The sequence below is a fragment of the Cohnella sp. WQ 127256 genome, from assembly GCF_024519285.1.
GTDB lineage: Bacteria > Bacillota > Bacilli > Paenibacillales > Paenibacillaceae > Cohnella.
Map to the genome: position 1 here is coordinate 264,852 of NZ_JAMZCY010000011.1, position 11,541 is coordinate 276,392.

9 protein-coding genes are annotated in these 11,541 nt (G+C 47.1%); 3 read left to right on the forward strand and 6 right to left on the reverse strand.

Going from position 1 to position 11,541, the window contains the following annotated elements; genetic code table 11:
- Positions 1-65 precede the first annotated feature (65 nt).
- Positions 66-788 (forward strand): response regulator transcription factor, encoded by a 723-nt coding sequence (locus M1K58_RS27235; RefSeq protein WP_256762048.1) that lies wholly within the window; start codon positions 66-68, stop codon positions 786-788.
- Positions 778-2,541 carry a sensor histidine kinase gene (locus M1K58_RS27240; RefSeq protein WP_256762049.1) on the forward strand — a complete coding sequence of 588 codons (1,764 nt, stop codon included), beginning with the start codon at positions 778-780 and terminating at the stop codon, positions 2,539-2,541. The genes M1K58_RS27235 and M1K58_RS27240 overlap by 11 nt, the downstream gene beginning before the upstream one ends.
- 631 nt (positions 2,542-3,172) lie before the next feature.
- Here M1K58_RS27240 and M1K58_RS27245 read toward each other — a convergent pair.
- The 6 genes from M1K58_RS27245 to M1K58_RS27270 all read right to left on the reverse strand — a co-directional run bounded on the left by M1K58_RS27245 (position 3,173) and on the right by M1K58_RS27270 (position 10,162).
- Positions 3,173-4,114, reverse strand: a complete 942-nt coding sequence (locus M1K58_RS27245; RefSeq protein ID WP_256762050.1) for an ROK family protein — start codon at positions 4,112-4,114, stop codon at positions 3,173-3,175.
- A 20-nt stretch (positions 4,115-4,134) separates the two neighbouring features.
- Positions 4,135-5,904, reverse strand: coding sequence for a class I mannose-6-phosphate isomerase (locus M1K58_RS27250; protein ID WP_372339215.1), 1,770 nt, complete (start codon positions 5,902-5,904; stop codon positions 4,135-4,137).
- A gap of 134 nt (positions 5,905-6,038) precedes the next feature.
- On the reverse strand, positions 6,039-6,806 hold the full coding sequence (locus tag M1K58_RS27255; RefSeq protein WP_256762051.1) for a DeoR/GlpR family DNA-binding transcription regulator: 768 nt from the start codon (positions 6,804-6,806) through the stop codon (positions 6,039-6,041).
- A gap of 202 nt (positions 6,807-7,008) precedes the next feature.
- Entirely contained in the window at positions 7,009-8,088 is a 1,080-nt protein-coding gene (locus M1K58_RS27260) for a Gfo/Idh/MocA family protein (protein WP_256762053.1), read from the reverse strand.
- Positions 8,085-9,128, reverse strand: coding sequence for an AraC family transcriptional regulator (locus M1K58_RS27265; protein ID WP_256762054.1), 1,044 nt, complete (start codon positions 9,126-9,128; stop codon positions 8,085-8,087). The genes M1K58_RS27260 and M1K58_RS27265 overlap by 4 nt, the downstream gene beginning before the upstream one ends.
- A 47-nt stretch (positions 9,129-9,175) precedes the next feature.
- Positions 9,176-10,162, reverse strand: coding sequence for a Gfo/Idh/MocA family protein (locus M1K58_RS27270; RefSeq protein WP_256762056.1), 987 nt, complete (start codon positions 10,160-10,162; stop codon positions 9,176-9,178).
- Positions 10,163-10,368: 206 nt separating this feature from the next.
- Here M1K58_RS27270 and M1K58_RS27275 point away from each other — a divergent pair, with 206 nt between their 5' ends.
- The gene (locus M1K58_RS27275) at positions 10,369-11,541 is read left to right on the forward strand and encodes a M20 family metallopeptidase (protein ID WP_256762057.1); all 1,173 of its coding nucleotides are present in this window, start codon (positions 10,369-10,371) and stop codon (positions 11,539-11,541) included.

Below are 11,541 nucleotides of genomic sequence, written 5' to 3' on the forward strand. Positions count from 1 at the left end.
CGTTCCACACCTGCTAGAGCGTGGTAAAATAAGGAGTAATGCTAAGTGCAGGGGAGCGACTTAATGTGATCAATACAACTATCCTTCTCGTGGACGATGAGCAAGCAATTCTCCAGTTGTTGGAGACCGTGCTTCGCAAAGAAGGATTCCTACATATCGATAAGGTAAAAACAGCTGAAGATGCGCTCATCGCCTGCGAAAGAAGAAGCTACGATCTGATCCTACTAGACGTAACTCTTCCAGGTATGAGTGGGGTTGAAGCTTGTCCTTTTATCCGCAGACTGACAGATGCTCCTATCCTCTTCTTGAGCGCGAGAACAACGGATTTCGATAAGCTGACTGGGTTTGCGGTTGGAGGGGACGATTATGTAACGAAGCCATTTAATCCACTTGAAATCGTCGCACGTATTAAATCCCAGCTTCGCCGTTCGCGCAAAGCGACTGAGACGGTGGCAAATCCGGTCAACGGTTTATTTGATTTCGGCCGATTTCAAGTCCATGAAGCTTCCGCAGAGCTTCGTGTGGAAGGCATCCCTACTCCTTGCCCTTCGCTCGTCTTTCAACTCTTGCTTTTTTTATGCAAAAATCCGAATCGGGTATTCACGAAAAGCGAACTTTACGAGAGAGTATGGAGAGAGAATAGCCTAAGCGATGATAATACAATAATGGTTCATATTCATCGCATTCGCGAGCGGATTGAGATGGATCCTGCACAACCAGAATACTTGGTCAATGTAAGAGGGTTAGGGTACAAGCTAGTTAAGAGGGAGCTCTCTCATGAATATTAAAAGCCGGCTCACTCTACGCCTGATCTCTTGGCTAGTTGCTGTAGGCGTCATCCTGTTCGTGCTTGCCGGAATCGTACTAAACTGGACGATGAACCAATTGGTTCGAGTCGAGGCTTCACGCGAATTCAACAGTGCTGGCTTACATCAATTGATCCAGAACATTCAAACGAGAGAGGATAAGCTCCAGTTTGACGCCGATATTCTAGAGCAAATTCGGGAGAGTGGGGGCTGGCTTCAGCGAATCGATGACAACGGCCAAGTGACTGACGCATTTTATACACCTGCAGATGTCCCTCTCTCTTATGGTCCTGGGGAGTTAACCTCGTATTGGTCTGGGAAGAGTCCGTTTCCGTACCAGCTATATTTGTGGATCCAGGAGAAGGACGGTGTCGTACATACCTTACTCTATGGCCTGAAAAATAGGGACGATCTTCTCCTTGAGCAGATAAAAGAAAAAGGATTCGCTAGAGGATCGGATATCGTTCTCCCCCAGGATATTCAGGACAATCTGAGGAGCATCGGGGCATGGGTACAACTATTAGATGCTCAAGGCTCTGAGCTTGCGGCATTTAACAAACCTTCAGGAGCTCTTGATCGCTATTCTGTTCAAGAGTTACCGCTTCGCACCGTCTATCCAGATCGGTATGGCACGAAGCTCGTATCCTTGTATGATCAGGACACGAGCATGACATGGATCGTAAGCTCACCATTGTCCGGTATGGAGCCTGGGGAAGTGCCGCTGATCACACCGGAGCAACAAGTATTAGTGAAAAGTATTGGCCTGTTGTTACTTGTAGCCCTGCTTGTGTTCATCCTTGTTTCCTATTGGTTCGGGCAGCAATTCGGTTCCCCGATCGTACATGTCTTAAAATGGTTGCGGCTACTAGGTGAGGGACGTTATGAGGAGCCAGTCGATTCGAGTGGTGTTCCTCGAAGCCAGAATCGAAAAGGCAGGAGAAAACGTAAGTATCGTGTCTATCAAGACGTCATTGATTCCATGAATTCTCTCTCCCAATCCCTTCATCACAGTGAACAGCTTCGAGAAGACACTGAACGAATGAGAGAGGAATGGATTGCTGGGGTGTCTCACGATCTAAAAACACCCTTATCCTCCATCAAAGGCTATGCGCACGTATTAGACAATGATTCGTATGAGTGGACGAAAGAAGAAATGCGTTCGTTTGCTCAAATTATAATAGACAAATCCTCTTATATGGACGAGCTGATCAACGATTTGACGCTAACATATAAGCTAAGGAATGGGCATGGTGCTCCTTCAGTTGAACTCGTGGAGTTGAACGAATACGCAGCCCTAGCTATCGAGGAAGCAGCAAATCATCCGATGTACCCTGAGGGCAACATACGCTTAATTCCTTTAGATACTCCCGTATATATACTCGTTTACAAGCCTTGGTTCCAGCGCATTGTAGACAACTTGGTTGCTAACGCCTTACTGCATAACGAGAATGGCACGCTTCTAACCATTTCCGTTCAAGTCCCGGAGCCCGCCCATATTACTCTTACCTTCGCGGATAATGGTAAAGGGATGGATGAGGAAACGGCGGCGAGATTGTTCGAGAGATACTATCGCGGAACGGACACAGAGAGTCTCGCAGAGGGATCTGGACTTGGCATGGCTGTAACCAAAGCATTGGTGGAGGTGCTTGGCGGCTCAATAGAGGTCGTGACTAGCATCGGACAGGGAACTTCCCTTATTACGAGATGGAAAATGGCTGAACCACCTATGAAATGAGCCCTTCTTTGTTCCGATAATAGATCGAGATATGCAAAGAGGCTGACTAAAAAGGATTTAACTTTGATCAGCCTCTTTGATTTTGATTGTGATACCTCCCAGTGATGGAGAATTCGGAGATTTAGTAGTTCGTCGTTGTTTAGGTCGATCAGAAGCTGAGTGGTCCACTTAGAGCATAAGTTAGCGAAGAGTTTTTGTTTAGAAAGCGTGAAAATGATACTGCGAATCCTCGCGAATACGACTCCCCCTATTTTAGGGAATCCTAAGCAGAAACAAAAAACCTACTATGGCCATGGACAAAACCAACCACTACCCTCGCATAGTCAGAAAAACCAACAATGACAGGACTAACCCAACTCTTCTATCTAAAAATACCTAAGTCGTAACTTTGTCGTTCCACTATTCCTAACAGTTAACCGGTTTTTCCGCTTATCTACGGAGATGAGGGCATTGGAAAAAGAGCTCCCCCTCAGGTCTTTCGACCTTATGGGACAGCCCCTTCGGATTATTAAGTCAACCAGGGATTACTGGTTGGCCTTTTGTTGTTAAGGTAATGTTTCGGATGAGATCAACTGTGATATCTGTAGCTACCATTTTATTTTTCCCAGCGCTCTTTCTCCTACAGACTCATCTAGGTGTCCGTCTTCATAAAGTGATAAATACCTCGAAATGTACTCAGTAATGTATTCTCACTCCGCTTAACATTTGTGGTTATGCCATACGGATGAAGTCCCCGTATCAAAGCTGGCACGAACAATTCCCCACTCTTGGCGATTTGTCCGCCAATGACGATAGCGTCTGGCTGAAATCTCTGCATAGTCTCTGCAAGGACTTGTGCCATACGTTCTCCGAACTGCTCGAACAATTGAACGGCCAGCTCATCACCTGATAGAGCTAACTGCGCCAGCTCCCGGACATCCTGTCCATCGGAGAGGTCAAACCCGAGCTGTGCAGCCAAACTCAGCACACCTCGACGGGAAACAAAATTGTCCGCGATGCCATCTCTGTAAGGGAGATGATACAGCCAGCCGTTCTCGGGCACGTCCTGACGTTGCTTGACCAAACGACGGTTGTCTACGAATCCCGAGCCGAGACCGGTTCCGATCGTCATACAAACAACACGATCAGAGGTGGAGGCTTGACCATAAACAGCCTCTCCTAAGGCAAATAGGGATGCGTCATTCTCGAATGCCAGCCTCCAATTCGGAGCAAGGGATGCCGCGATTACAGAATCCTCCTGGAACACGGTTCTGAGCTTCTCACCGATATTCATGCCATAGATAGCTTCGAACTTATTCAATCCTTGAATATAGCTAATCCCCCGCTCATAATCAAAAGGGCCCGGAAAAGCGTATCCGATTCCGTATATACGCGCTCCCGACACTTCAATTAAGGCACTAGCCAAATCTCTCGCCATAGCCTTGAAATGTTCTGTTATTTCATCTACCGATCCATTCGAGTACGCCTCGTATTGAGTCAGTGTATGCTCTAATACCAATCCATCTATATGGATAATTCCCGCTTTAATGTAGGTTCCGCCTACATCAAAGGCGAGTAGATACTGATTCTCCATGAACCCTCCCCCTTACATGATCAAGCCCGCACATATGCCTTAATGGTGGCGATTGTCTGACCTACGCTTGGTCCGCTTGGACGAATCGTATAACGTTTAATGGATGCTGGGACTATAAAGGTTTCCGCATACCTTACAACAAACGGATCGAATTCTCCATCAGGGCTTTCCACCACAGCTTCTTCGCCCTCTACAAGATTAAGCATATGAACACTTCCGTTCCCATCATGCGTGACTGGCTCAGAGAACCAATGACGGCGGGTTTCGATAAACTGGAATTCGTGTAGTCCCGTCTGCTCCTCTTTCCATCCCGTTCCTTCTGCGATAGGCTCCACACGATCGATAAGCTCATCTTCAACCCATTTCGTTCTTCGATCCCACTGCACTACCTTCGAACCATGCTCAAGATGAACAGGACGTGGTTGGCCATCAAGTCCAACCTGACCCCAATCCCATAGCTTGAAAGTGAATATATAAGGTGTCGCGCTAATCTCCAGGATCATGCAGTCCTTCGCTGAGCAATGGATCGTGCCAGCCGGAATGAGGAAATGCTCATGCTTGTTAGCGGGGTAGATATTGACATACTGCTCTGCTGGGAATGCGATTTCTCCCGCTTGTGCCCGCTCCAAGTCCTGCCACATCTGCTGGGCATCTACCTCTTCCTTTACTCCAAGATAGACGAGTGCGCCTGGCTTCGAATCCAAAATATAATAGCTTTCATCCTGCGTATAGGTCATACCAAATGTTTGTTTGATATAATCCGTCGTTGGATGAACCTGCAGGCTTAGATTACCTCCTCCAATCGTATCGAGAAAATCGAAACGAATCGGAAATTCGGCTCCGAAGCGGGCGAATACTCTATCCCCCAGCAGCTCGCGAGACTTGAAGAACACGAGATTGATTGAAGGTAATTCAATGCGCACAGGACCAAATTGGAAATAAAGGCTGTTCTCCTCAGGTACTCCGTCGAAGCCCCACGCATAAGGCTTCTCTTGTGGGGGTAGATCAATATGGGATTCTAGCCATGTACCTCCCCACACACCTGGATCGAAATACGGAACTAAACGAAAGGGTTGCGAAGCTGTCTGCTGCAAACCATTCATTAGCGCTTCACAAGTGACCATCTTAGGATCGTCTTTCAAGTTTGTGTCCAAGTAGAAGTCTATTCGATTAAACAATTGACGCTTCAAGCGATCTGCCATACGCCATTCGAAGAAGAAGCCTCCTTTGTATTTACGAAGCGTCTCTTCCTCCTGATTGTCCATACGCCAATTACCGAACTCCTTGGAGCGATAACGCTGTTGGATTTCCCAGCGAGCCATGTCCGCATAGACTAACACATCTCCTTCTGTGACCAAAGAAGCTCCGAATCCGATAATGACGACAAGACCTTCCTGCACCGCGTTCACTTTGTCCTTCAACTCTTGCAATTGATCCTTGCCATAGAACTCATCGATCGTACATGGGGACATATAGCCGAATACCCGATCATCCGTCAAATATCTTTGGATCTCCTGCTTTATTTGATCCCCTGGGAGCGCCGCTTCTTCCGAGTGGATGACCATTACCGGTTCAAGCCGTGTTTCAAGAGCTTTGATGATCTCATCCTGGCGAACGGTTGGGTAACATTCTATGACTAGCACTGATTTCTTTACCGATAGGCTGCTGATCTGGGATTGGAGCACTTGTGCGATTTGTTCATAACCTTGCCAAGCTTGGTCGTCACATTGCTTTATATGTACCGTCGGTGCCTGATTATAGCTGCTTCTCTTTTTAACGTTAGTCATCATTTGTGAAAAACCTCCTGAGATCTAATTATATTATCAATACATAACACATTGTAACAGATAATAACTAAATATAACACCTAAACACAAAGAAAACCTCTGCGTGTGCTTCCTACGCAGAGGTAACAGTCAACTATCTATACGATATGCAGGGGTATACCCTGTTGCATGAAATGGTCCTTCATTTCCAATGAAATTCCACTGTCCGTGATTACTGCGGATATTTCGGCTGCCATTGCAGTCGTCGTGAAGGACCTTGCGCCAAACTTGGAGGAATCAAGCAGCATGACGGTTTGCCCAGCGGAACGAATCATTGCTTGTTTTACTCGCGTATCAAGTAGATTAGGATCCGTGAAGCCCGTTTCCGGAGTGAACCCTAAGCCCGACAGAAAAACCGTATTCGCATGAAATTGTTCAAAGAACGATTCGGCTACCGGCCCAACGAAAGTGCTGGACTGTTCCCTTAGCATCCCACCGCAGCAGAGCACCACATTCCGTCCGGCCCCCGTATTTAGCAAATTCAACGTATTCAGTCCATTAGAAAGTACCGTTAATTGTGAAAATGAAAGTAGATAAGGAGCCATTCGGGCAACCGTAGTTCCACCTTCAAGAATAAGCACATCGCCCTCATTCACAAAATGCTTAATCGCATATGCAGCTATCCGTTCCTTAACATCTTGGTTCCGAGTTTCTTTCTCAATCGCTGCGGGTTCTTGTACATAACTCTGAGCGAGTACCGCACCGCCATGTGATAGAATCACATGGCCTGTTGATTCTAACTGCCTCAAATCCCGACGAACCGTCATTTCAGACACGTTCAAGGCTTGACTAAGATGCTTGATTGTACATCCGCCTTCATTGGACAGATATTCGATAATGGCGGACTTACGTTGAATGGGAAGCAATCTAAGCACCTCTCGTTTCAATTTCACACATAATATAACATATATTATCAATGTAAAAACAATAAGTAAACTGCCGCAACACGGAGTCCACACCTTCCCTTCACCCAGGAGAGTGAATCTTGTCTTAATCCTAAAAGGAAAAGCTGCCCCATAAGACCCTTAGGGTCCATATGGAACAGCCTTGATAATAGAAGGATTTATGTTAAGGCAATTCAATCGACACTTCACGCTTAGCATCCGCTGACCTGAGCACACCGTCGATAATTGCTTGCTGAATCAGAATCTGCTCGCCCGGAATCGGAGCTGGCCGTCCGTCTCGCACGGCTTCGGCGAAGTCTCTTACTTTCTCGTCGAACAAATTCAGCTTATGCTCAATGAGAGGAATCGCTGTTTGCGTGTGACCGCCGTACTCGTCATGGAATAATGACATCGATCCGATGGAGCCATCCCAAACACCCGACCATGGTCCGCTACCTGCAGAAGTTACTTTAAGCCCCGCATCCGTACCTAAGAACATCGTCGCACCAAGCGTATCCATGTGCATTGCCCATGAAATCTTGAATTGTAACACTAGATCATTTTCAAATCGGACCATGGCCACTCCGAAATCTTCGACCTCGAATTTGCTAGCTTCCGAATGATAGAGCGCATTAGTCCCAAAGTGGTTTGATGTAAAAGCAGACACAGTCAAAGGACGAGGGTAACCCATCGCGTTAAGCGCCATATCCAAGGAGTAACAGCCGATATCCGCCATCGCTCCGGCTCCAGCCAGCTTCTTACTAATGAAGGTTCCGCCTGGCATACCCCGGCGACGTCCGCCCCCAGTTTCCGCATAATACACTTTGCCAAGTCTTCCGGATTGAACGATATCTTGCAGCAGCTTCATATTGGGGTCATAACGCGGTTGAAAGCCAAGCGTTAGCATGTTGCCCGTATCCCGCGCCACCTGCGTCATCTCAAGTGCTTCCTGAAGCGTAACTGACATTGGCTTTTCCAATAAAACCTGTTTTCCCGCCCGCAACGCATCAACAGTTGTCACATGGTGAGAGACATTTGGTGTGCAAATACTTACTGCATCGAGCTCTTGCTCCAATAGCTTCTGATGTCCATCGTAAGCCGCAGCTCCGACGAGCTGCTCTGCATCTACGAATTGTTCCGCCTTGCCAGGAATAACGTCAGCAACGGCAACGATTTCTACGAAAGGCAGCCTTTGGTAAGCTGATACATGTGCTCTTGCAATTCCGCCGCTTCCAATAATGCCCACTCTTATATTTTTACTCATGATGATCCGCTTCCTTCTCTCGTTAGATTATTGAACGCCCCGCGAGCTTCGTCAGTATGCTTCCTTCGATAGACGCTAGGCGTAACCTCGTACTTATTTTTGAACACTGGATATAAGTAATTTGGATTGGCGTAACCGTGATTAAGGGCAATTTCTTCTATCGGCTTATCGGTATGGACTAGCTCCGAACAAATGCCTGACAAGCGAATATGCTCCAAGTAATCTCTGAATGTCGTCTGTCCTTCGCTACGGAAAATACGCTGCAGCTGTCGTGGACTAATATGAATCGTTTCGGCTACCTGCTCCAAGGAAATCGGCAAGCTTTCGTTATCCTGAATATATTGGGTAGCAAGCTGATAGCGGTGAAAATTCATGTCCCGCTCCGGTATTCCAGGCTTCCCCTCCAGGTTATCGAACACACGGGTCGTACGTAGCAGGATTTGGATGATCGCTTGTTTCATCAGCGTGTAGAATCCCGATGGCTGCTCCTCCCAAATTCGGTAAGCATCCAGAAATCCTTTCATCGCATGAAACCGATCGACAATAGGAATGGCTGGCATTCGATCAAGAGCTGCTATACACGCCTTAGCCTCACTTGCTTCCAGATCATCCCCCCAACTCTCCCCTTCGGATTGTGTATCCAATGGAACGATGTCCAAGTGCAGGCAGAGCTCGTACATGGATTCGTCTGGGTCCGACTCCTGATAATGCATTAAATCCGGGCCGGTCAAATAGAACAAACCCTCATTGAGATCATAAGTCTGATCGATAAGAATGACTTTCCCTTTGCCCTTAGGAATAAAATGAAACTCGTACTCGGAATGCTTGTGAAAGCTAATAATACTACCGGGAGAAAATATAGCCAGATGACAGCGGAGCACTCGAATGCCATAAGGCCCCCATCGGAATTGCAATTCTAAGCGATCAAGAGCATCTGGCTTGTTGGTCATGCGGGCATAGGGAAAAGGACTGAGATGTCCGGCGGATTTCCGATCCTGTTGCTTTCTCGAATCCCTATCACGCTTGTCCTTATCGTTCACCGCCCGCTTCCCCCTCTTCTCCTATTCCTTGAATGACTCCATTAAGCTTACGCCAGCTCGTCGATCCGAATCGGACGACCTTCCGCAACAGAACGAGTCGACGCTTCCATTAACCGGGTTAGATCTGCCGCCAATGCGACATTATCAACAGCTTCCGTACCATTCTGAATATGTCCCACCCATTGATCAAATGCGACTGGAAGAGGTGCATCCACTTCAAGCTCCACCCAGTTCTTGCTGCCACTATTCGTACGCATAACTGGAACTTCATGCGGGAATCCAAATAACAAAGTACCTTCTGTGCCATGTAGTTCAATGGAGAAAGGAGAGTGACTGTTCACGAAGCCCGCTTCTACGATCCCAAGAGCACCTTCAGGGTAACGAAGAACAGCTACGGCATTGTCTTCAACCTCTTTGCGCGTTACATATCCGAAATTCGCACTTACGCTCTCCGGCATTCCAAGGAATAGCCGAACAAGATACATCGGATGACAGCCAAGGTCGATCAAAGCTCCCCCACCACATTGTTCTTTGGAATAAAAGTGGGGTGGCAACCAATCTGCAGTCGCCCCGTTGTGGGATAGACGAACTCTAGCCAATGTGAGCTTGCCAAGTGAACCTTCACGGATCACTTTCTCAATCGAACGAGTATACCCCGCATAGAGACGTGGGAGCGACACCGTAAACTTCACTCCTGCTTCCTTGATCGCCGCAATGATTTCCGTAACCTCTTTGTTCGTAGGTGCAACAACTTTTTCTGTGAAAATATGCTTACCCGCACGTGCGGCTTTAATCATTACCTCATGATGAAGATTGGTTGGCGCGTCGACGATAACCGCATCGATATCGTCCCGAGCAAGCATCTCATCTAACGACTCGTAATAAGGTACCTTGTATTCCTCAGCTTTTGTTTTTCCGCGTATCGGATTCTCGTCCCATATTGCAGTCAGTTCTGTGGAGGGATTTCTTACTGCTTGTTCCGTGTACTCATCTGCATGAACATGCCAATAACTGATTTTACCTATCCGAATCATGTAGAAGCCTCCTTGGCTCATCAACTTAAAATATACGACAACAGATACAGATTACACAACTTAATAAGCGATGATAATGAGTTTTTATGCCATTTAAACTACGAAATTACGACACAGCATTCTTAAACCCTTCCCTTGCTTGATTGTCCACCCCTGAACGGATACGATAAGATTAATGAAATTCTACTTGTAAAGGAGTTCTCTCCATGAATGATTTAAAAGCAACCATTCGCGAAACAATACACAATTACTCGACTCATTTAATAGAAATCGCTACCTATATTGGAACACATCCAGAATTAGGACATGAGGAGAAGCTGGCGTCTGCTCTACTGACCAAGGAATTAGAAGCATTAGACTATAAAGTCGATAGAGGCGTTTTAGGCTTAGAGACTGCATTTATTGCGGAATATTGTTCTGAAAAACCAGGACCGATCATTGGCCTACTCGCAGAATATGACGCTCTTCCAGAGCTGGGCCATGCCTGTGGCCATCATCTTATTTGTACGATGGCGCTTGGCGCGGCAGCGGGCTTGCGTGCGGTCGCTGACGAGACAGGTGGAACGATCCGTGTCTATGGAACTCCTGCCGAGGAAACCAAGGGTGCCAAAATTGACATGACCAACGCAAACTTATTCGATGATTGCGACATTGCGATTATGGCTCATCCTTATCACGTTTATGAGCGATCAGGCGCTTCAATGGCCATGGATGCTTTGCAATTCGAATTCCATGGCAAAGCAGCACACGCCGCGGCCAATCCCGATCAAGGAATTAATGCCTTGGATGCAGTCATTCTCTTGTTTAACTCGATTAATGCTTTACGGCAGCAGACCCAAGAAGATGCCCGAATCCATGGCATCATCTCGAACGGTGGGCAAGCTCCGAATATTATCCCTGCTTATGCTGTAGCCCAATTCTACGTCAGATCTGCAACCCGCTCTTACACAGATGAGCTTGCACGCAAAGTAACCGCCTGCGCAGAAGCAGCCGGTATCGCGACGGGTTGTAAGCTTACGGTTAGCAATTATGAGTACTCCTATGACGAGTTACGCACAAACAAAACTTTGTCCGAGGTATTCACGGCTAATCTAATCGCCAATGGAGTCCCTGAGAAAGACATTCAAGGTGGTCACGACAACGGATCTCTGGATCTCGGCAACGTTTCGCTCCGCTGTCCGGTTATCCATCCTTACATCAAGGTCGTTAATGAGCCTCATCAGCTTCATACGACGGAGTTCCGGGATGCCGCTCAAACGGATACGGCCTATGAAGCAATGGTGTTTGGTGCGACCATGCTAGCCTTTACAGCCTGTGATGTTCTGACGGATGCTCAACTATTGAATAAGATTAAGGAAGAGTTCCGGCAGCTTGATTAG

Excerpts from the sequence above, each read along its gene's own strand:
- M1K58_RS27240 (WP_256762049.1), top strand. The coding sequence starts at position 778 with ATGAATATTAAAAGCCGGCTCACTCTACGCCTGATCTCTTGGCTAGTT.
- M1K58_RS27245 (WP_256762050.1), bottom strand. The coding sequence starts at position 4,114 with ATGGAGAATCAGTATCTACTCGCCTTTGATGTAGGCGGAACCTACATT.
- M1K58_RS27250 (WP_372339215.1), bottom strand. The coding sequence starts at position 5,904 with ATGATGACTAACGTTAAAAAGAGAAGCAGCTATAATCAGGCACCGACG.
- M1K58_RS27260 (WP_256762053.1), bottom strand. The coding sequence starts at position 8,088 with ATGAGTAAAAATATAAGAGTGGGCATTATTGGAAGCGGCGGAATTGCA.
- M1K58_RS27270 (WP_256762056.1), bottom strand. The coding sequence starts at position 10,162 with ATGATTCGGATAGGTAAAATCAGTTATTGGCATGTTCATGCAGATGAG.
- M1K58_RS27275 (WP_256762057.1), top strand. The coding sequence starts at position 10,369 with ATGAATGATTTAAAAGCAACCATTCGCGAAACAATACACAATTACTCG.